Below are 21,741 nucleotides of genomic sequence, written 5' to 3'. Positions count from 1 at the left end.
TCTTTTTATGCAGGTTTTAATTCCAGTTATTGATGGGATTTAACATCAAATGGTTACCTATATGTTGTTACGCATAATGTCAGTGAGGATTATCAGAAACCGCCTGAGAGTATTCTTGGCTGGTTATCCAGCCATTTGGACGGACTTGATGTACTACTTACAAAAAAGGATATTGAAAATGCTTTAACAAGACATGGATTTCAATATATTCTTATTGATGATGACGGTGGAGTATTTGAAGGGCTGCAAGGCGAATTTTACTTAAAAAGAACGGGAGGTCTCCAAGATAGATAAGTTACAAAAAATTGTAATTAATGATTTTATACAGATGACAGAGCAAATTGCCAATGGAAAGACAAAGATATTAGATTTTGGCTTGGAAGAAATGCAGTTCTATCGTGGAGAAATCCACATGATTAAAATGGTGGGTGATCATCCAGGTATATTTATTTCTGAAATGGCACGAGGCTTTAATGTAACACGTGCTGTAGTAGCAAAAACTGTCCGAAAACTTGAAGTACACGGATTTCTCGAAAAAAAAGAGGATGACGAGGATAAAAAGCGATTCTGTCTTTTTCTTACAGAAAAAGGAAAAATGGCTTATAAACATATTTAGCATAATTTTATCAGGGGGAAATCGGGCAAATGTGATTAACTTTGGAGAAAATATCTTGTTTCAAAATGTCTTTGTATCAATATCAAACAACTTTAAACGGAAAAAAATTTCAGGGTTAATATTTATGATTGATGAAAAATATGGTATTATTAAAATTATGAATTAAATTAGGAGTTGTAGAGAAAAGGATTATAGTGTACAGGGCATTAATGAGTTCTATAGAAGAATTCATAATCAAAAGTGGCTTAGTATGCTGAAAGGTTAATCTAAAGCGAGGATGAATATAATATGAATACTGATTTTGTGAACTTAACAACAGAAAACCTAGTCAATGAGCATTTATGCTGCATTATCCGCAGTAAAAAGCTCCATCAAGGTATTGAAGCAAAGCGACAATGGCTTTCAGATCGGCTAAAGGAAGGTCATGTCTTTAGAAAGTTAAATGTAAAGGCTCCGGTTTTTATTGAATATGCTCCTCTTGAAACAGCTTGGGTTCCCATAACTGGTGACAACTATTATTATTTGTACTGCTTATGGAGTAGTCAAAAAGGAAAAGGGTATGGGAAATTGCTGATGGAGTATTGTTTGGCTGATGCCAAAGAAAGGGGCAAATCTGGCATTTGTATGCTCGGAGCAAAAAAGCAAAAAGCTTGGCTTTCGGACCAATTATTTGCTAAGAAGTTCGGTTTTGAGGTTGTTGATTCTACCGATAATGGATATGAATTGCTTGCCCTTTCTTTTGATGGAACAAGGCCAAAGTTCGCCGAAAATGCTAAAAAACAAGAAATTGAAAGTAAAGAGTTAACAATTTATTATGATATGCAATGCCCCTTTGTCTATGAAAGGATTGAACTGATAAAACAATATTGTGAGATAAATGACGTTCTAGTTTCTTTTATTCAAGTGGATACGTTACAAAAAGCTAAGGAATTGCCTTGTGTTTTCAATAACTGGGGAGTGTTTTATAAAGGAAAATTTGAAACAGTGAATTTGCTAGATGTCGCTTACTTAAAGAGGATACTCAAAAAATGAAAGATTTTATTAATGGATACAAGTGAATACGATGTTCTGAGAGGACATACTTATAATATTGGAGATATATAATGCTAGCAATTTATCCAAATCAAAAATATATACCTGAACGTGCAGTTATAATGGCTTCGTCAAAGGAAAATACTGTAAAAACAGAGGCAATAATACCCAGAGGAACGCGTTATCAGATTCATGCTGTGGGAATGAAGGGAAAAATTTTGACAACGGAGATTCAAAAGGGATTACTTTTGACGCTCTCAGATTTTACGTTGGACAAAAAATTGGAGATCGATGAACAATATTCTAATCAGGAGATTTTTCAGCTATCTTTTTGTATCGAAGGAGAATTTCAGTGGTTCCATCAAAATGAAAATACGATTCAACAGTACCGACTTGGAGCACAGGAATGTCAGATTCGTTTTGGAGCTTTACAACAATGTCACAGTACTTTCTTTGGAGGCAGGAAATATCATTCGATTAGTATTACACTCGATAAGAGTAGATTTGAAGAACTGTTTCATTGTATTTATATAAGACAAGCAATCTGTATTTTGGAAAAGAATTACCCTGTAAAAGTATATCGGTATACACCCCGTATCAACAAGCTATTATCGGAGATTGAAGAATGCGTTTTGTGTGAAGAAGTAAGAAATATTTATCTTCACGGAAAGATATTAGAGTTGATAGCAATTCTTTGTGATGAGGTGATGTGTGAAGCTGCAATTAATCATTATGGAGTCAGGATTCATGAACAGGAGTATGAGGCACTATTGAAGGCGAAGGAACTAATCAATCAGAATTATGCACACCCATTGACTATTGCAGAGATAGCAAAGAAAGCGGCTATGAGTGAAAGCAGATTACAAAAAGGATTTAAACAGTGCTTTGGATTAACTGTGAATGATTATATCATCAAAAAAAGGATGGAAATGGCAAAAAAACTGTTAGAAAGTGGTAATTACAGTGTCAGTGCTGTTGCATGGATGGTAGGATATACTCATACGGGTTACTTTATTCGGCGATTTCACGAAGAATATGGGATAACACCTGGGGCAATAAAAAAAATAAATAAATAAAATGATTTGAATCAAAAGGGTTTGCTGAACAAAGGCAGACCCTTTTGTGATATAAAAAAGTTGGATTGTGACATTTTAAGCAGAAAGAAACTGATATAATTTTGAGTTAGAAGCAACTAACCAAAGAAAGATTGAAAGCAGGTGTATGAGGTGAAAGAAAAGAGAGAAAATCCAATGAAAGGAATTCTTGGTTTTGCCGGAGATAAGAAGAAAGAGCTTATGAGTGCACGGATATTATCCTTCTTATCCGTACTGGCAGGATTTATTCCTTACATATGTATTGCAATCCTATTAAATGGTATTTTAGAAAAAAGAATGGAACATGGCAGAGTAATTTTACTGCTTGCAGCGGCATGGAGTGGGTATCTGATAAAAACATTATTATTTAGTAAAGCCACTATGATGTCCCATAGAGCAGCATATCAGATAATGAAAAACATTCGAATGAGGTTAATGGATAAGCTGGCGAAAATACCTATGGGAGAGATTCAGAAAAAGACCGCTGGGGAAATAAAACATCTGATTATAGATGATGTGGAACAATTGGAATATCCGCTGGCTCATGCAATACCGGAACAGATGGGATATACGCTTCTTCCCGTTCTAGTAATAGTTTTTTTAATTACAATTGATTTTAGATTGGCATTGGCTTCACTTGCATCTTCGGTGCTTGGAACACTTGCTTACAGTGGAATCATGCTAGGGCATGGAGAAATGATGAAGAGATACATGGAAGCCAACGCAACTATGAATGGAACAATCGTAGAATATATCAATGGTATGGAGGTAATCAAGGCTTTCAACCAAGGAGATTCCTCTTTTAAAAAATTTCATACTGCAGTTGTTAATGTAAAGGATATGACTTTAAAATGGTACCGAAGATGCTGGCCTTACATGAGTCTAGGTCAGGCAATTATGCCATCTTGTATTGCCTTTGTACTTCCTGTTGGAATACTTTTGTTGAGAAATAGTTCTGTAACACAGGGAGAATTGATTACGTCCATTGTACTTGCATTAGGAATTGTGGGTGCACTGCAGAAACGAATAGAGTTTCGAGAGCATGAGGCCGTATTCTATGAGTTGCAGCCTAAAATAGCGGCTGCTTTGGAGGAAGTTGAATTGGAAACAACAAGGGAAACAACGGGAGATTTCATAAAAGAAGCAGTGAAAGTGTATGATATTGAATTCAAAAAGGTGTCATTTGCTTATGACAAGCAAGAGGTGTTACATGATATCTCACTAAAAATACCACAAGGAACATCAACAGCTCTTATTGGACCATCTGGATCTGGTAAATCCACACTGGCCAAACTTTTAAATCGTTTCTGGGATGTAACAGAAGGAGAAATACGGATTGGAGGAAGGAACCTAAAGTCTTTTAGCATGAAAGAGTTAACCGATATGGTCAGCTATGTGTCTCAGGATACTTTCCTATTTGGGCGTTCTATTATGGATAACATTCGAATCGGAAAGCCGGACGCAACTGATCAGGAAGTAATGAGGGCAGCTAGATTGGCACAATGTGAAGAATTCATACAGAGATTTCCAGATGGTTATCGTACGAATGCGGCAGATGCCGGAAAACGATTATCAGGTGGTGAACGACAAAGAATTGTGCTTGCCAGAGCGATATTAAAGGATGCTCCCATTGTAATTCTTGACGAAGCGACCGCATTTGTAGATCCAGAGAATGAAGATAAAATACAAGATGCAATCGTTGTAGTGACAAAAAATAAGACACTTATCACGATTGCACACAGACTTTCAACAGTTATGTTTTTAGACCAGCTCATTTTGCTGGAAAAGGGAAATATAGCGGCAAGAGGATCGCATGAAGAGCTGCTAGATACATCAGATACTTACAGACGAATGTGGGAGGCACATCTCACATCAACAGCGTGGAGTTTGGGAGGAGGTGCACAGAATGATTAAGATCATAATAAGGATTCTTCGAATAGCAGATGAGTTGTCGCAAAGATTAAAGCTTAGTTATTTATTTAGTTTTTTGGATGCTATATTTTCCATGTTTTCTCTGGGAGCATTATTTCTATTTTTGTCAAATTGGGAGAGACAGGGACAGTATACAAGCAGGTTACTGTTTCAAGTCATTCGCTTATTGGTTTTTGGAATCGTTGGAAAGGCTATCAGCCAATATCTTGTCTACCGGCTTCAAAGCACTGCAGGCTATGAGGTGGTGGCAAAAGAAAGAATGAATGTAGGAGATCATTTGAAGCGTGTGTCTATGGGATATTTTTATGAACATGATCTAGGAGATATCACTGCATCTGTGACCAGTGATTTGAATTTTATGGAACAATATTCTATGCATATGATGGACAAAATTGTAACGGGATTTCTTGCAACGGTTACAATCAGCTTCTTTGTCGTGACATTTAACTGGAAAATCGGATTGATTTTTATTGCAGGAGTAGCTATTTCTATGATGGTCTATCATAAGCTACAGATTCAATCCGTCATTGCATCGAAAAAAGAACAGGCAGCACAAAGAGATGCTATTGCAGCTACGTTGGAATACATTCAGGGAATTTCAGTAGTAAAATCTTTTCATATGCACGAAAAGCATCTGGATGGTATGGAGCAGATATTTACCAAAAGTGAGCAGGCATCCAGTGAACCAATAAAAGTCTTTACACCCTTATATGGTGTATACTCCATGATTTTTCGCACGGCGGCCTGCTTGATTGTGCTATCAGCATCCTATCTGGTACTAGGAAATGATATGGATTACGCTAGTTTTGCCGTGATTGTATGTGCAGCATTTACTATATTTACTCCACTTGAAACATTGGGACAGCTTACACAATTGATACGTCGTATGGATGAATCGCTTAATCGCGTGGAAGAATTAAAAACTGCCAAAGAGATTGATCAGGATGGAAAAAAAATTGAGCTTAGTAAGTTTGATATTACTTTTGAGAATGTAGAATTTTCTTATGATGAAAAAACACCTTTGATTCAGAATGTAAGCTTCCAGATTCCAGAGCATACGATGACTGCAATTGTGGGACCATCAGGTGGCGGTAAAACTACAATTACCAGACTCCTTGCACGTTTTTGGGATGTACAAAAGGGAAGTATTCGAATTGGAGGAAGAGATGTACGAGATTTTACCAGTGAGAGTTTGCTATCCTATATAAGTATGGTATTCCAGAATGTATATTTGTTTCAGGATACAATAGAGAACAATATTAAGTTTGGAAATCCAGATGCCACAAGAGAAGAGGTAATAAAAGCAGCGAAAAAAGCCTGCTGTCACGAATTTATTTTGGAATTGTCAAATGGATACGATACTATGATCGGGGAAGCTGGTTCTACATTATCAGGGGGGGAAAGACAACGAATATCGATTGCAAGAGCGATATTAAAGGATGCACCAATTGTATTGCTAGATGAAGCAACAGCAAGTGTAGATCCAGAGAATGAGGTCGAAATACAAAGAGCAATCGATGCTCTTGTTAAGGACAAAACTTTGATTGTAATTGCGCATCGTATCTCTACTATTAAAAATGCCAATCAAATTATTGTAATCAACGAAGGGAAAGTAGCACAGTGTGGGAAACATAAAGAATTGCTTAAAGAAAAGGGAGTTTATCAGACTTATTGGAATATTCGAAAGAAAGCAGATAACTGGCATGTGTAAAGGTCGGTAGTGAAAGGAGGAATTATAATGACAAGAGTGAGACTGGAGAAAGAAGAGAGAAAAAAGCAAATTAAAGAAGTTGCTTTACAGCTCTTTATTGAAAAAGGACTGGTCAGAACTACGATGGACGATATTATAGAAAAAACTGGTATTCATTATATGGCTCTTCTAATTCATAATTCTTCGATATTCTCCGGGGAGTATACCAACATTTCTCTTGAAAAGCTCTGCAAATCTGCTGGCATTAGAGTATCCAATAGTCTGCGCAATCTGTGCGATACTTAAATCGGTATGTGATAATAAAAATTCAGCATGTTCAATTCGTGCCTGTTGGATAAATTCTGTAATGGTACAATCGTGAATTAATTTAAAGCTTATTTTTAATTTCGTTTGTCCCATACATGCAATTCTTGATAGTTGTTCCAACGTTAAAGGAAAAGCAGCATGATCCTTAATATATGCCGATACATTATAAATCTGTTCTATATCTTTATCTGAAATATGCGGCTGTTCCTTACTTTTCTTATGAAAATGTTCCACTACTAGAGAAACAGCCTCATTTACTTTTGCTTCATAAAACAGCTTGGCACTTATTCCAGTGCCCCGATATTCAGCCACTTGATTGAGAAGAAGCAGCATTTCAGGAAAATGTAATGTTTCATCAATGGAGCAAAAGGCTTCATAAGGATTTAAATAATCATCCGGATATTTTTCTTTTAAATAATGTAAATAATAAGCAGGCAGTATTTCTATTCCTACCGCCCGAATGGGTATTCTTTTATGCATGACAGCTTTATATGGACTCTTTCCACCTATAAATGTTTTGATACAATTCGCATTGATTCTACGATACGGAGTTAACTCATGACCAGCAATTGATTGATAATAGGATACGCTCATGCATTCAGGCAGTTGGCACTCGAATAAATAATCCTCAAAAAACGAAAAATCATGTATCTTGATATCGTATAAATCAGTTTCTGAATAAATCCAGTAAAATCCTTCTCCTAAGTCCTTTGAAAGCTGATAAGTTTGTCCACAGGAATTAAATCTTCCATTTGGTTTGATGGATATAAAGCCTCTGTCTACCAATATATTTTCATAAAAAAAATCTATTTTCTCTTTCATTAAACTCTCCATTCTTAACATAATACCTTGATTAGACATATGATTACCTTGATTAGGCGAAACTAATCTACAACCATTGAAAATGAAATACCTATGTGGTAAATTTATAACCGAGGTTAGATACAACTAACATATATTATAACATAATTTCTTGCAACGTCAAGAAATAAGAAAAAGGAGGAAAATTATGGGTAATCAGACGAGAACAAACAAAAAAGGTTTAAGTATAAAAGATCTGGTGACAATTGGTATTTTTACAGCACTTTTATTTGTTACCATGTTAGTAGGTGGAATTGTATTTGCACCTAATCCGGTACTTACTTTTTATATGCCGCTAGGAGCCGCTTTACTTGGAGGACCTGTTATGATGCTTTTAATTGCAAAAGTTCCAAAGAGTGGTGCAATTGCAATTGCGGGTATCCTGTGTGGAGTAATATGGTTTGCAACCGGAATGCACTGGGCAATGGATTTAGGCTATATTGTGGGAGGAATCATCGGTGATTTGATTGCAGGGATTGGAAAATATAAAAATAAATTTCTAAATATGCTTGCATTCATCTGTCTTAGCTTAGGAGCTACCGGGACTTATATCTGCTATTTTGCAAACCGTAATACATGGAGCAATTACATGCTAAATGGCGGAACATCAAAAAGCTATATTGATGCCATGAATACAGCAGCAAAGAACTGGATGCTGGCTGTTATTTTAATTGGAACAGTTGTAGTAGCAGGAATGAGTGCATGGATTGGAAGCATACTATTGAAAAAGCAGTTTGAAAAGGCGGGAATAACAGCGTGATGGGAGTTCGATTTGACCCGAGGACAAAGTTGCTTTTGCTATTACTTTGTGTTATTTGCACCATGTTTGCACCCTCACTACGATATGAATTGGTTTTGGTTTGCCTGATTGCAGTATTTTCACTGCTGTCAGGGCAGTTTGGACATGCTTTTATGGGCACTTTATTTTATGGAATGATTTATGCTGGCACTTTGCTTTCTGTTACAAAGATGACAGGAACTACACAGGCAATATTTGCTGCATTTTTAGGACTGGTAAATAAAGTGTACCCTTGTGGATTCATGGCGGGTCTTATGATCAAAACAACAAAGACAGGAGAATTTATGGCAGCCTTTTATAAAATACATATACCGAATCGCATTGTGATTCCTTTTGCAGTTATGTTGCGCTATCTCCCGGTGGTGAAAGAAGACTGGCATTATATAAAGGATGCCATGCGTATGAGAGATATTTCACCATCCATAAAAAATATCTGTTTACGTCCGATAATGGTAGCAGAATGTCTGTACGTACCGCTCATGATGGCGGCCTCGAATACGGCGGATGAATTATCGATTGCTGCTGTCACACGAGGAATAGAAAATCCAAATCCAAGAACAAGCCTTGCCCAAATCAAATTTTTACTTAGAGATTTGATAGCGGTGTTTGCTTTTAGCATTTACCTTGTCATTGGGCTTATAGGGATGGTATAAGGAGGGGATGATGATAGAGAAAATTCGACTTGATAATATTTCCTTTGCATATGATGGTACAGGGAATGGAAAAATAAAAAACATTAGCTTTTCTGTTTCGCCTGGTGGGTGTGTTGTATTAACAGGACGCAGTGGCTGTGGAAAGACTACTGTTACTAGAATGATCAATGGATTGATACCAGAGTTCTTTTCCGGGGAATTAACAGGCAGCGTGTTTGTAGATGGTGAGAACCTTGCAGATAAACAACTATATGAAATTGCAAAAAAAATAGGATCTGTATTTCAGAATCCCAAAACCCAATTTTTTAATACGGATACGGATGGTGAGATTGCTTTCGGAATGGAGAATAATGGAGTGCCAAGGCAGGAACTTATAAAAAGGGTAAAAAAGACTGCGGATAATCTGAATATCACAAATCTTTTAAATCGCAGTATCTTTTCTTTATCGGGTGGAGAAAAACAAAAGATAGCATTTGCTTCTGTATATGCCATGAATCCTGAAGTTTACCTTTTGGATGAGCCATCCTCCAATCTTGATACCGATGCAATTTGTGATTTAAGAGAGTATATTCAAATTTTGAAAAGTCAGGGAAAAACCATTATCATTGCAGAACATCGTTTATATTACCTTAAGGATTTAGCGGATGAGATTTACTATATGGATGCTGGGGAAATAAAGCATAGATGGACACAAGAAGCTTTTCTAAACTTATCTGTTCATGAGAGAAAGCAGCTTGGACTAAGAAGCCTGAACCAGGAAGAACCTAAAATTAACGATAAATCATTAAGAAATGACAACGCTGATATTGAAATCAAGGATTTTTCTATTGGATATGGTAAAAAAGATGTGTTAACTGATATTAATTTCAAAGCGAATAAAGGAGATATTATTGCTGTAACTGGACATAACGGAGTCGGAAAATCGACATTGTTAAGAACCCTATGTGGTCTGCAAAAAGCCTTGAGAGGAAACATTTTTTGGAATGGAGAAGTACAGAATCAAAAAATGTTGTTAAAGAGAACCTATATGGTCATGCAGGATGTGAACTATCAATTGTTTGCAGACAGTGTAGAGCAAGAGACATGTTTTGGAATCAAAAATCCAGATTATAAAAAGGTGGAACAAGTATTAAAGGAACTGGATTTATATGAATTAAAAGAGAAACATCCAAATACATTATCGGCTGGGCAAAAGCAGCGTCTAGCAGTAGCAGTAAGTATGCTTTGTGATAAGGATATTCTGGTTTTTGATGAACCAACGAGCGGTCTTGACTTAGAAAGCATGCGAATGGTATCAGAATTAATGTATAAATTGGCAAAGATGGGAAAAATCATTTTCTTAGTTACCCATGATTTTGAATTGGTTTCTCTGGCATGCACCCGAATTTTTCCGTTAGGATAAGTTTTTATAATGGATATCGCAATAAAGAAAGGAACGAAAATGATGAAGAAAAAAGAAAGTTCGGTACATCTGCTCTTAAAGTGGGCTGGTAAGGATAAATATTATCTGTATTTATCGATCCTTTGTTCATTGATAAGCGGACTTTGCACTATGATTCCATATTATGGGGTATATCAGGTGATCACAGCAATTTATCAGAATTCATGTACAAAAGAGGTGCTCTTTCATAACAGCATATTAATTTTTGTGTCAATTGTGCTTCGCTTTGTTTTATTTGGATGTTCGGGAGGATTATCTCACAAGGGTGCTTACCGTACACTTTATAAGGTTCGATGTATGATTATAGACCATATGGCGAAGGTTGGGTTAGGTGTATTAAGTGAGCATAATTCAGGTGCCATCAAGACAATATTAAATGAGGACATTGAAAAGCTGGAATTATTTTTAGCACATCATCTGCCAGAATTAATTTATTATATGTGCGGTCCAATTGCAGTATTTTTATATCTTTGTTTTGTTAATTTGCCATTGGCACTGGTTTCTCTGATACCACTTATACTGGCAATGGCAGTTATGGGAGTGATGTTTTCCGGTATGTCGAAAGTGCTAGAGGATGCAAACCAGTCTCTCGTAAATTTGAATTCGGTTATAATTGAATACATAAGCGGTATGAAAGTTATAAAAGCATTCCATATGGGAAGCAACTCTTTCCTAAAATATAAAAATACCATAGAGGAAGAAAATAAGATATGGAATAAGATATCAAAAAAAATGGGACCTCCGTATGCTGCATATATCGTCATAACAGAATGTGGATTGCTTTTTATGGTACCAATTGGGGGATTTTTCTTTTTACAAGGCTCTCTTTCATTGAATGTATTACTCCTTTTCCTATTTATAGGTTCTTTGTATCTGACAGAGCTAAGACCACTTCAGGAGCTTGGCTCAAACTTTGCAAAAGTATTGCATGCAGTGATAAAAACAAAAGAAATTCTGGATATCCCTATTTTTGAAGGCGGTGACGATTTTCCAAAGAGACATGCAATAAGTCTTAACAATGTATGCTTTGCATATCCTTCCAATGAAAAAGAGCCGGTGCTGATAAACTGCAATCTTGAGATTAATCATGGAGAGAAAGTGGCTTTGGTTGGAAAATCAGGCGCAGGGAAAAGTACAATTATTCAGTTGATTGCCAGATTTTATGATACGGAGAAAGGTAGTATTACGATAGGTGGAATGGATGTTCAAAAGTTAAATTATGAGCAGATTTTGGAGAATGTGTCCATTGTATTTCAAAAGACATTTTTAACAAGAGACAGTGTCTTTGAAAACATCCGTATGGGGACACAGGCAACACTTACTCAAGTTAGAGAGGCAGCAAAAAAGGCACAGATTGATTCCTTTATCATGAGTTTACCAAATGGATATGAAACAAAGGTTGGAAGTTATGGAACTCGTTTTTCTGGAGGAGAAAAACAGAGAATTGCAATAGCAAGAGCAATCTTAAAGAATGCACCGATACTAATCTTAGATGAAGCTACTTCCGCAGCAGATCCGGAGAATCAGGTAGAAATAGATAAAGCGATTCAAAATCTTTGTGAAGGTAAAACAGTTATTATTGTTGCTCATCGGCTCAGTGCATTAAAAATATGTGACCGTATTGCAGTTGTAGAAAATCATGCCGTTAGCTGTATCGGTTGTCATGAAGATGTTTTGAAAGAAAGCGCCTATTATAAAGCAGCATGGGAGAGCTTTCACAAAGCAAGGACTTTTGTCTATCAGATGAAAGGAGGTTTAGTTTGAAAAATATAATTTTTCGTCCTAACGAAGTGATTTCACCATTACGAACAAGTGAAAACATGCGTGTTAAAATGAATAAGAATAATCCGATGAAATGGAACAAACAGCTTTTTCTTTCTGTAATTTGTGTTATGTTAGAAGGACTTTTATCTGGATGTAATTTTATGGTCATGTATTATATATTTCAGTCTCTGTGGAAACAGCAGATGGTCATGGGAAAAATCATGGAAATCACAGGAAGTATTGCTGTCATTTTTCTGATCAGACTTATCATTTATAGTTTTGGGTACGTTCAGGGGCAGGTAGGTGGTGCCAGTGTCAGCAAACACATACGATTATTTCTTGGAGATAAATTAAGAAAGATTCCACTTTCCAGATTTCAAAAATCCATGACCGGGGAATATATCAATGTGGCAACAGAAAATGTAAATAGCTATGAACAGATTTTAACACATAAAATGGGAGATATCATAAAAAATCTGACACTTACAGTGATGCTGATTATTTTTATTGCAACTTTATATATACCCTCGGCATTGATTTTATTAGCTGCTGAGCTTTTATTTATTCCTGCAATTGCAATCTCCTTTCGTGCGGTAAAAAAATACGGGATAAAAAAGAATGCAATCTGTGCAGAAAATGTCAGCAGTATGGTAGAGTATATTACAGGAATACAAACCTTTCGTGCTTACGGAATCGGAGGAACAAAAAATAAATCGGTTACGAGTTCTATGAAGAAATTTAGTGATATCAGTTTTATTTATGAGTTGAAAATTATTCCGGATGGAGTAGTATATAGTATTCTAATCGGATGTACACTTCCTCTTGAGATTATGGTTGCTGGTGACAGTTGGATGAGTGGAAGACTGGAAACAACTCCCTTTGTCATAATTTGTCTTTTACCATTATTTTTGACGAAATTATTAGGAACTATATTTGTAGATATGACAAGCTATAAAAATCTGATGATTGCAAAACAAAAAATCAATGCAGTGGTTGAAATTCCAGAGGAGATACAGACCAATCAGGTATTTGCTCCGCAAAAACATGATATTATCTTTGAACATGTTGATTTTTCTTATGAAAAGGGAGAAACTATTTGCAGGGATATGAATATCCGAATAGAGGATCAGAAATTAACTGCGATTGTCGGTGATTCCGGTTCTGGAAAATCTACAGTTTTGAACCTGATATCAAAATATTATGATCCAGATGCAGGAGATATCAGGATAGGAGGATGCTCTATTCAGAATATGGGAACAGAACAGGTTCTCTCACAGATATCCATGGTAGATCAAGATGTGTTTCTTTTTGATGATACGATCCAAAATAATATCCGGTATGCAAGAGTGCAAGCCACGAATGAAGAAATTGAAAAGGCTTGTAGAGAAGCAAATTGCGATGAATTCATACGAAAAATGCCACAAGGATATGATACAATGGCTGGCGAAAACGGAAACCAATTATCTGGAGGAGAGCGTCAGAGACTTTCCATAGCAAGAGCTATCTTAAAAGATGCTCCAATTCTTTTACTGGATGAAGCTACAGCAAATCTGGATGTAGAAAATGAATTAGCTGTAAAACAGGCGATTGTAAATCTACTAAAAAAGAAAAAGACGGTTGTAATAATTGCACATACTATGTCGATTGTTAAAAATTCCGATAAGATTCTAGTGATTGCAGACGGGAAAGTAAAGGAAGAAGGAAAACACGAAGAATTGCTTCGTATCAATGGAAAATATGCTGCTATGTGGAAAGCAGAGCAACAGTTATAGAAATGGACAGTTGATAACAACGCACAAGCAAAACGAATCATAGTCAATTGGCAAAAAATATAAAGCAATCGGATATTGATGTACAAATGTTTCGTCCAATCGGAACAAAATGGTCTGATTGGACTAGATTTAAATAAACACTTCTTATATGCTAACAGATAGAAACGCTCTAGCAGCGTTTTTGTTTGATAGCTAAGTTAGTCAAAACTAATCATAAGGAGGAGTCATTATGTCACAAATATCAAACAGTAGTAGTCTCAAAGGAAAAGACCTAATTACTATTGGTATTTTTTCTTCAATTTATTTTGTTATTAACTTTATTTTTATGTTATTGGGAGGATTGCATCCTATCATGTGGATTCTTATGCCTGGGTTTATTGCTTTGTTTACAGGATTACCTTTTATGCTAATGTGCTCTAAGGTTCCAAAAATGGGAGCAATACTATTAATGGGAGTTATTACGGGATTAATTTATTTTATAACAGGTATGTTTACGGTTGTTATATTGATTACATTTGTGATTGCCTGCGTTTTAGGAGAAGTGGCACGGTTCATCAGCGGGTATTATAGTGTAAAAGGAAATATCGTTGCTTTCATCTTTTTTTCTCTTGGAATGACAGGCTCACCTCTTCCAATCTGGATTATGCATGAAAAATTCATGGCACAGATTAGTGGACAGGGGATGCCAGATAGCTACATAAAATCCCTTGAACGTCTATCCTCTCCAGTTATGCTTTTGATTCTATTCTTTGCACCAATCATAGGAGCGGTTCTTGGGGCATGGATTAGCAAAAGGTTGTTTCACAAGCATTTTGAAAAGGCAGGAATGGTTACTAATGCATCATAGGTCAAGAAGCGGTTCCTTTTTGGATCCACGCACATTTTTATTGCTATTGCTAATCGCAAATGTAATAACTTTTTCTCAAATTAGCTTATGGATTGAAATGGGATGGATTGTATTTGTAGACAGTATGATCTTGTTATCTGGAAAATATAAAATGGCAGTGAAGTGGATTTTGTTATTTTGTATCCTATTACTCTTACAATACATTGTGTTACCTGCATCACCTGAAATCATAGCCACAATTTTCGTTATTTTGGTAAATTATTCAATACGGATGTTTCCGTGTCTGTTGATAGGTTCTTTTATGATGAGAGAAATATCATTACGACAATTTGTTCTAGCTATGAGAAAATTACATTTTTCAGAAAAACTAATCATTTCATTATCTGTAACCATCCGCTATTTCCCTGCGATTAAAGAAGAAATATATCATACCAAAGATGCAATGAGTTTAAGAAAGATAAAATCTTCTAAGAAGCTGGAGGCAATGTTGGTTCCACTTATGATGTCGGCTGCTGCAACGGCGGAAGAGCTATCTGCGGCGGCTGTAACAAGAGGGATTGAGAATCCTATAAAAAAGACAAGTTTACTGACATTAAAATTAAACTTCAATGACTATGCGTGTTGTGTGATTGGATGTCTGTTTCTTGTCGGAACCTTTATACTAAAATAAGGAGCAAACGTTATGGTATCCATACAAGGTGTATCTTATGGCTATGAGAGTCGAAAAAAAATATTAAAAGATATAAATTTAGAGATTAAGCAGGGGGAATGCATCCTTTTGTGTGGTGAATCTGGCTGTGGAAAAACAACAATGACAAAGTTGGTAAATGGTCTGATTCCGCATTTTTGTGAACAATGTGAATTGGAAGGAACTGTTCGCATACAAGACATGGAAGTAGCAAGTACTAAGCTATATAAAATTGCAGAATCGGTTGGATCTGTATTCCAGAATCCAAAGAGTCAGTTTTTTCAACTGGATACAGATAGTGAAATCGCATTTGGAATGGAAAATCAGGGAAAAAGCAAAGAGGAGATGCAATCGAGACTTCAAAATACAGTTCATAATCTTCATTTGGAGAAGCTTTTAGGTCGGAATATATTTGAACTATCTGGAGGAGAAAAGCAGTTATTGGCATTTGCTTCCGTTTATGCCATGAATCCATCTGTCTATGTATTGGACGAACCTACTGCAAATTTAGATTTTTCTGCAATTCAATCAATCAAACAACTTCTTCGTATTTTAAAACAGAACGGTCATACAATAATCATAGCGGAGCACCGACTCTCATTTTTATATGATTTGCTGGATCGAGCGGTATATTTGAAAAATGGAATTCTCATAAAGGTTTATTCCAAAGAGGAGTTTCTGGCATTATCAGAGCAAGATCGCAAACGGATGGGTTTAAGATGTTTGAAAGAGGAAGAGGGGGAGCTTCCTAAGGCGCATGGGGCAGGTAAAGATATTGGCTTATCCATTGAAGCACTTACCGTTGGATATAAAAAGAAGTGTGTTTTATTTAATAACATTTCTTTTTCTGCTATTCAAGGCGAAATACTTGCTATTACAGGGTATAATGGAATTGGGAAAACAACCTTAATTCGTTGTGTATGCGGGTTGATGAAGCAAATGGGAGGACAAATATTACTAGATGGCAAGATAATGCCCGAGAAAGTAAGACGCCAACAATGTATTTTAGTCATGCAAGACGTCAATCATCAATTGTTTGCAGAGAGTGTATGGGAAGAATGTAAAATATCTGGAGACGGACTGGAGGATTCTGTGATAAAATCTGAATTAAAACAAATGGGATTATTGTCTTATGCTGATCGTCATCCGATGGCTCTTTCAGGAGGGCAAAAGCAACGTTTGGCTATTGTTACCGCTATCCTTTCCTGTAAAAAAATTTTAATTTTTGATGAACCCACAAGTGGATTGGATTATGCAACTATGATAATGGTATCTACCCGGTTAAAGAAGCTTGCAAAATCTGGGAGAATTGTCATTGTAGTAACCCATGATAAGGAGTTTATGTTATCTGCCTGTGACAGAGTGTTAAAAATATAGTAAAGAATGATATGGAAGGAGAAATGGACTATGAGGTGTCAGGAAACAAAAGAAGAGGAACAGATGATTCTATTGGCAGAAACAAAAGAATGCAGCGTCTTTCAGATGAAAAATGATACGGGTGAAGGAATTATGACCATGTATCAAGTGTTTCCGGGAGTAAGTATTTCCTATAACGATTACCATATGGAAAGTTTTGACTCAACCTATAACACTAACCGAAATATGTTTTGCATTGACCATTGCAGGGAGGGCAGATTAGAATATGCAACTACGCAGAAAGCCTTTTCTTATTTTGAGGCGGGTGATTTAAAATTAGACCGAAGAATCACCCATCAGGGACACTTCGAATTTCCTCTTGCACATTATCATGGACTTATGATTACTTTTGATATGGATCAGGCAGAGATAACTTTAAAAAAGGAAATCAAGGATTTTCCTGTGAATCTGATAAGCTTGCAAAAGAAATTCTGCAAGGGAAATCAGCCTGTAGTGATTCATAATGCACCTGCGATCAAGCACATTTTTAGCGAGCTTTATATGGTTCCAGAGAAGATTCGTATCCCCTATTTCAAAATTAAGATATTTGAACTATTGCTCTATTTGGACGTATTAGAACTTCCCAAGAATTTAGAAGAAAAGCCATATTTTTATAAAAATCAAGTTGAAAAAATAAAGGCAATGCAGAATATAATGATAGGAAATTTGGAAAAACATTATACGCAGGAAGAATTATCAGAGCATTTTAACATTCCTCTCACTCCCATGAAAAATTGCTTTAAAAATGTCTATGGAAGCCCAATTAATACTTACATGAGAGTATACAGGATGAATCAGGCAGCAGTTTTACTGAAAAAACAGAGCCATATGAGCATTACTGATATTGCTGGTAAAGTTGGATATGACAGTCCGGGCAAATTTTCGGCAGCTTTTAAAAAGGTAATAGGAAAATCGCCTTTAGAGTATCGAAAAATATTCGGTCCAAATGGAATAAAGTAGTCGGGATGGAGAAGAAAATAACATAGCAATACCTTATGATATGGATGGTCAAAGAATTTTGACGATCCATTTTTTATTTAATAAGAAAGTTCTACGAACATCCATATTAAATAAAAGGCACTACGTGCCAAAAAGCGCATCTCGCGGAAAGGAATTCCGCTTTCTTGCGATTACTTGACATTTATGATGTAAAAAGAAAGGAGATTATCATAATGAAAAAGAAAAAGGAGAACTGGTTTTCCTCTCTAATGAATTTTGCGAATGGAAGTAAAGGGAAACTTTCGATGTCTGTGTTGTTATCTGTAATAAGCATTGTGTCAGGTCTTGTACCCTATTATTGTTTGTATAGAATAATTGAATTATTTACCCAAAATGTTGTGACAAATACTTCTATGATTCATTGGGGCGTACTGATACTTATGGCGTATGTGGTAAAGGTGATTACGTTTGGGGTTTCCACTGGCATTTCCCACCAAGTAGCATACCATATTCTTGAGAATCTCAGACTGCGTGTCTCGGATGCATTTATGCATGCACCTCTTGGAGAGGTTACAAGCCATTCAATTGGAGAAATTAAAAATATCATGGTCGATAAAATTGAAAATATTGAACCACCGCTGGCACATATAATTCCTGAGGGAGCCGGACATGCCGTACTGCCACTGGTAAGCCTTATAGGGCTTTTCAATGTAGACTGGAGAGTAGCATTTGCTTCACTGGTTACCTTACCACTTGCTTTTGTGTGCATGGTGCTTACCTATAGAATAAGTGGAAAAAATTTTAATAAGTATAATGAGTCCAATAGTTACATGAATAGTACCATTGTTGAGTATATAGAGGGGATCGAAGTTATTAAGGCATTTGGAAAGGAAGGAACTTCCTATGAAAAATTTGCAGGAGCAATTACAAATTACCGTGATTTTATACTAAAATGGCTCTCCTCCACTTGGATCACCATGAAACTTTCGTTTGCACTTTTTCCATCCACATTGCTTGGAGTACTTCCAGTTGGATTAGTACTATACAGTAAAGGAATTCTAACTCCTGCACAGGTAGCGTTATGCTGCATGTTATCCATGTCTATGATTGGTTCGCTAGCAAAGCTAGAGGTATTTAGTGAAGGGATAAGGGAGATGCAGTTTACCATAGAAAATCTCCAACAGTTTCTTGATATGCCTTCATTACCAGAAGCAAAAGATAATGTGAAACTGAGAGGATATGACATCAATTTTTGTAATGTTACCTTTTCCTATGATGAAAAAGAAGAGCATGAAGTATTGCACGGAATCAACATGAATCTTTCCCAGGGAAGTTTTACGGCACTGGTCGGTCCTTCTGGTGGAGGTAAATCAACAATTGCCAAACTACTTGCACGTTTTTGGGATGTTACAGCAGGAACGATTGAAATTGGCGGCATAAATGTTAAAGAAATACCTCTCAAACAACTTGCAAATACGATTAGTTTTGTCACACAGGATAATTTTTTGTTCCGCTGTTCTTTACTTGAAAATATACGATTAGGCAATCCAAACGCATCGGATGAGGACGTATATGCAGCGGCAAAAGCTGCACAGTGTGACGAGTTCATTCGTAAACTGGAAGCAGGCTATCAGACGCCGGCAGGAGAGGCTGGAAAAAGATTGTCGGGCGGAGAAAAACAGCGTATTGCCATTGCAAGAATGATATTGAAAAATGCACCTATTATCATTCTCGATGAGGCCACTGCCTTTACCGATCCGGAAAATGAAGAAAAAATTCAGCATAGTATTGCAGCACTTACAAAAGGAAAAACGCTTTTGGTAATTGCCCATAGGCTTTCTACCATTAAAAATGCAGATCATATTGTAGTTCTAAATCACGGTAATATTGTTGCAGAGGGAAAACAGGATGAATTACTAAAACACTCATCATTCTATGCAAATATGTGGAAAAACCATATTGGTGCAAAATCATGGTCGGTAGGAGTACGGGGAAAGGAAGTGAGTCAGGATGTTTAAATCGATAAAACGAATCATTTGCTGGTGTGGTGAGTTTAAAGGAAAATTATATATAGGATTTATATTTTCTTTTTTTTCTTCATGGTTTGCGGCAATGCCAGTTATTATTGCAGCATATACAGTAGGCATGCTGATTGAGGAGAAAAAGGGTGGTACGAGATTTAATACGAAATGGATTGGATTCAGTATTTTATTGATGTTACTTTTTGTATTTCTTCGCTTTCTCTTTGATTATTTAAGAGCCAAATTTCAGGAAACAATCAGTTATGAGCTGGTTTCCAGAGATAGACTAGCAATTGGTGATTTGCTAAAACGCGTATCATTGGGCTATTTTCAGAAGATGAATACAGGTGATATCTTAAATTCAATCACGACAGGTCTTCACACATTAGAGAATATGGGAATTCGTATGGTCGATACTTTTATAGGAGGATACTTAAATTTCCTATGTATTTTAATATGGATTGCTGTAATTAACCCAATGATTTCTTTGATTACAATCGCAAGTATGATCGGTTCTTTTGTATTCTTATTGGTAATATCAAAGTATAGTATGCTGAATGCTCCTGTATCTGCTCAGGCAGATCGTGATCTTACCAATGCGGCAATTGAATACGCAAGGGGATTACCGGTAGTAAAATCTTTTGGACAGGATGGTGTGGCCATATCTACCATGAAAAAGGCTTGCAGCGAGAGTAAAAAGATTCATTTAAAAATTGAATGGGGATTTGTACCAGCAAACTGTATTCATTTACTTGTACTGAAAATAGGTTCTCTATGTATTCTTTTGGCAGCTGTTTATCTTGGCGTTACAAATCAGATATCAGTTTCAAATATGCTCTTATTGTCTTTTCTGTCGTTTAGTGTATTTGCTTCTATTGAACCAATCAGTGATAGTGCACATGTATTGGGGGTAATTGAAAATGCCATGAATCAACTGGATGCTCTGAAGTCGGAAGAATTTATTGATGAGGGAGGCAGAGAGGTATCTCTGACTCAATATGGGATAGAATTTCATGATGTATCTTTTGGCTATGATTCCAGATTAATATTAAATCATGTGAGCTTTACAATTCCGGAAAAAACAACGACTGCAATTGTTGGTTCCTCAGGAAGCGGAAAAACAACAATTTGCAATCTAATTGCAAAGTTCTATGCTGTAAATAGTGGAAGCATTGAAATAGGTGGTGTGAATGTAAAGGATTTTACCTGTGATAGTTTGCTATCCAATATTTCAATGGTATTTCAAAAGGTTTATTTATTCCATGATACGATTCGCAATAATATCTGTTTTGGAAATCCTAAGGCTACAGAGAAAGATTTGATTTGTGCAGCGAAAAAAGCATGCTGTCATGATTTTATCTCTGCCTTACCAAACGGATATGATACGATAATCGGAGAGGGGGGTGGAACGCTTTCCGGTGGTGAAAAGCAAAGGATATCCATTGCAAGAGCCATACTTAAAGACGCACCCATTATCATTTTGGATGAAGCGACTGCTTCAATTGACCCTGAAAATGAACACTATATTCAGGCAGCCATTTCTGAACTAACGAAAGGTAAAACGATTGTCACAATCGCACACCGTCTGGCTACTATTGAAAATGCGGATCAAATACTGGTTATTGATCATGGAGAAATTGTAGAAAGTGGAACACATAAACAATTAGTGAAGAAAGAAGGGGTCTATAAGAAATTTGTTGAAATACGTGAAAAGGCAGAAAGATGGAATATGGAATAGAATAGATTTTATCAAGAAAATTGACAAGTGAGATGATTGATGCTAGAGGAGCTAATGGAACGAGGCAAAACCTATGCTTCATTTATTCATAAATTAAGTCAGAGAGGAAAT

The 21,741-nt window shown here is 36.3% G+C and carries 18 protein-coding genes; 17 read left to right on the top strand and 1 reads right to left on the bottom strand.

From position 1 onward, the window contains the following. Positions 1-135 precede the first annotated feature (135 nt). The 6 genes from C8E03_RS21830 to C8E03_RS02635 all read left to right on the top strand — a co-directional run bounded on the left by C8E03_RS21830 (position 136) and on the right by C8E03_RS02635 (position 6,385). Entirely contained in the window at positions 136-294 is a 159-nt protein-coding gene (locus tag C8E03_RS21830) for a hypothetical protein (RefSeq protein WP_170122872.1), read from the top strand. A 34-nt stretch (positions 295-328) separates the two neighbouring features. Then, positions 329-616 carry a MarR family transcriptional regulator gene (locus C8E03_RS02655; RefSeq protein WP_110290220.1) on the top strand — a complete coding sequence of 96 codons (288 nt, stop codon included), beginning with the start codon at positions 329-331 and terminating at the stop codon, positions 614-616. 288 nt (positions 617-904) lie between these two features. After that, entirely contained in the window at positions 905-1,648 is a 744-nt protein-coding gene (locus C8E03_RS02650; RefSeq protein ID WP_094378811.1) for an N-acetyltransferase, read from the top strand. A 71-nt stretch (positions 1,649-1,719) separates the two neighbouring features. Then, the gene (locus C8E03_RS02645) at positions 1,720-2,724 is read left to right on the top strand and encodes a helix-turn-helix domain-containing protein (RefSeq protein WP_110290219.1); all 1,005 of its coding nucleotides are present in this window, start codon (positions 1,720-1,722) and stop codon (positions 2,722-2,724) included. Positions 2,725-2,874: 150 nt separating this feature from the next. Then, entirely contained in the window at positions 2,875-4,656 is a 1,782-nt protein-coding gene (locus C8E03_RS02640) for an ABC transporter ATP-binding protein (protein WP_110290218.1), read from the top strand. After that, positions 4,649-6,385: an ABC transporter ATP-binding protein gene (locus tag C8E03_RS02635; RefSeq protein ID WP_110290217.1), complete on the top strand. Its 1,737-nt coding sequence runs from the start codon at positions 4,649-4,651 to the stop codon at positions 6,383-6,385. The genes C8E03_RS02640 and C8E03_RS02635 overlap by 8 nt, the downstream gene beginning before the upstream one ends. 168 nt (positions 6,386-6,553) lie before the next feature. Here C8E03_RS02635 and C8E03_RS02625 read toward each other — a convergent pair whose 3' ends face one another. Then, on the bottom strand, positions 6,554-7,513 hold the full coding sequence (locus tag C8E03_RS02625; RefSeq protein ID WP_094378819.1) for a helix-turn-helix transcriptional regulator: 960 nt from the start codon (positions 7,511-7,513) through the stop codon (positions 6,554-6,556). A 187-nt stretch (positions 7,514-7,700) separates the two neighbouring features. Between C8E03_RS02625 and C8E03_RS02620 the strand changes: the two genes are divergently transcribed. From C8E03_RS02620 to C8E03_RS02570, 11 genes are all read left to right on the top strand, one after another. Further along, complete coding sequence (locus C8E03_RS02620) at positions 7,701-8,312, top strand: MptD family putative ECF transporter S component (protein WP_094378821.1); 612 nt, start codon at positions 7,701-7,703, stop codon at positions 8,310-8,312. Continuing rightward, positions 8,312-9,004: an energy-coupling factor transporter transmembrane component T gene (locus tag C8E03_RS02615; protein ID WP_110290215.1), complete on the top strand. Its 693-nt coding sequence runs from the start codon at positions 8,312-8,314 to the stop codon at positions 9,002-9,004. Before C8E03_RS02620 ends, C8E03_RS02615 begins: the two co-directional genes overlap by 1 nt. A gap of 10 nt (positions 9,005-9,014) precedes the next feature. Then, positions 9,015-10,406 (top strand): ABC transporter ATP-binding protein, encoded by a 1,392-nt coding sequence (locus C8E03_RS02610; protein WP_110290214.1) that lies wholly within the window; start codon positions 9,015-9,017, stop codon positions 10,404-10,406. 39 nt (positions 10,407-10,445) lie between these two features. Further along, positions 10,446-12,209: an ABC transporter ATP-binding protein gene (locus C8E03_RS02605; RefSeq protein ID WP_110290397.1), complete on the top strand. Its 1,764-nt coding sequence runs from the start codon at positions 10,446-10,448 to the stop codon at positions 12,207-12,209. Between the two features lie 68 nt (positions 12,210-12,277). Further along, positions 12,278-13,981: an ABC transporter ATP-binding protein gene (locus C8E03_RS02600; protein WP_110290396.1), complete on the top strand. Its 1,704-nt coding sequence runs from the start codon at positions 12,278-12,280 to the stop codon at positions 13,979-13,981. A gap of 229 nt (positions 13,982-14,210) precedes the next feature. Further along, positions 14,211-14,828, top strand: a complete 618-nt coding sequence (locus tag C8E03_RS02595; protein WP_110290213.1) for an MptD family putative ECF transporter S component — start codon at positions 14,211-14,213, stop codon at positions 14,826-14,828. Next, the gene (locus C8E03_RS02590) at positions 14,818-15,498 is read left to right on the top strand and encodes an energy-coupling factor transporter transmembrane component T (RefSeq protein WP_110290212.1); all 681 of its coding nucleotides are present in this window, start codon (positions 14,818-14,820) and stop codon (positions 15,496-15,498) included. The genes C8E03_RS02595 and C8E03_RS02590 overlap by 11 nt, the downstream gene beginning before the upstream one ends. A gap of 12 nt (positions 15,499-15,510) precedes the next feature. Next, a complete protein-coding gene (locus C8E03_RS02585) occupies positions 15,511-16,893 on the top strand; it encodes an ABC transporter ATP-binding protein (RefSeq protein ID WP_110290211.1) in 1,383 nt (460 codons plus the stop codon). 30 nt (positions 16,894-16,923) lie between these two features. Then, entirely contained in the window at positions 16,924-17,892 is a 969-nt protein-coding gene (locus C8E03_RS02580) for a helix-turn-helix domain-containing protein (RefSeq protein ID WP_110290210.1), read from the top strand. Between the two features lie 212 nt (positions 17,893-18,104). After that, positions 18,105-19,889 (top strand): ABC transporter ATP-binding protein, encoded by a 1,785-nt coding sequence (locus tag C8E03_RS02575; RefSeq protein WP_110290209.1) that lies wholly within the window; start codon positions 18,105-18,107, stop codon positions 19,887-19,889. Continuing rightward, on the top strand, positions 19,882-21,630 hold the full coding sequence (locus C8E03_RS02570) for an ABC transporter ATP-binding protein (RefSeq protein ID WP_094378837.1): 1,749 nt from the start codon (positions 19,882-19,884) through the stop codon (positions 21,628-21,630). The genes C8E03_RS02575 and C8E03_RS02570 overlap by 8 nt, the downstream gene beginning before the upstream one ends. Positions 21,631-21,741: the final 111 nt, after the last annotated feature.

It is taken from the genome of Lachnotalea glycerini, assembly GCF_003201285.1.
Lineage (GTDB): Bacteria > Bacillota > Clostridia > Lachnospirales > Lachnospiraceae > Lachnotalea > Lachnotalea glycerini.
Note: the sequence above shows the minus strand (reverse complement) of the source record. Positions and strands in the feature narration are given on the sequence as shown.

Bases quoted from the DNA above. Each gene is read 5' to 3' on its own strand.
- C8E03_RS02655 (WP_110290220.1), top strand. From the start codon at position 329: ATGACAGAGCAAATTGCCAATGGAAAGACAAAGATATTAGATTTTGGC.
- C8E03_RS02650 (WP_094378811.1), top strand. From the start codon at position 905: ATGAATACTGATTTTGTGAACTTAACAACAGAAAACCTAGTCAATGAG.
- C8E03_RS02645 (WP_110290219.1), top strand. From the start codon at position 1,720: ATGCTAGCAATTTATCCAAATCAAAAATATATACCTGAACGTGCAGTT.
- C8E03_RS02635 (WP_110290217.1), top strand. From the start codon at position 4,649: ATGATTAAGATCATAATAAGGATTCTTCGAATAGCAGATGAGTTGTCG.
- C8E03_RS02625 (WP_094378819.1), bottom strand. From the start codon at position 7,513: ATGAAAGAGAAAATAGATTTTTTTTATGAAAATATATTGGTAGACAGA.
- C8E03_RS02620 (WP_094378821.1), top strand. From the start codon at position 7,701: ATGGGTAATCAGACGAGAACAAACAAAAAAGGTTTAAGTATAAAAGAT.
- C8E03_RS02615 (WP_110290215.1), top strand. From the start codon at position 8,312: ATGGGAGTTCGATTTGACCCGAGGACAAAGTTGCTTTTGCTATTACTT.
- C8E03_RS02610 (WP_110290214.1), top strand. From the start codon at position 9,015: ATGATAGAGAAAATTCGACTTGATAATATTTCCTTTGCATATGATGGT.
- C8E03_RS02605 (WP_110290397.1), top strand. From the start codon at position 10,446: ATGATGAAGAAAAAAGAAAGTTCGGTACATCTGCTCTTAAAGTGGGCT.
- C8E03_RS02600 (WP_110290396.1), top strand. From the start codon at position 12,278: ATGAATAAGAATAATCCGATGAAATGGAACAAACAGCTTTTTCTTTCT.
- C8E03_RS02595 (WP_110290213.1), top strand. From the start codon at position 14,211: ATGTCACAAATATCAAACAGTAGTAGTCTCAAAGGAAAAGACCTAATT.
- C8E03_RS02590 (WP_110290212.1), top strand. From the start codon at position 14,818: ATGCATCATAGGTCAAGAAGCGGTTCCTTTTTGGATCCACGCACATTT.
- C8E03_RS02585 (WP_110290211.1), top strand. From the start codon at position 15,511: ATGGTATCCATACAAGGTGTATCTTATGGCTATGAGAGTCGAAAAAAA.
- C8E03_RS02580 (WP_110290210.1), top strand. From the start codon at position 16,924: ATGAGGTGTCAGGAAACAAAAGAAGAGGAACAGATGATTCTATTGGCA.
- C8E03_RS02575 (WP_110290209.1), top strand. From the start codon at position 18,105: ATGAAAAAGAAAAAGGAGAACTGGTTTTCCTCTCTAATGAATTTTGCG.
- C8E03_RS02570 (WP_094378837.1), top strand. From the start codon at position 19,882: ATGTTTAAATCGATAAAACGAATCATTTGCTGGTGTGGTGAGTTTAAA.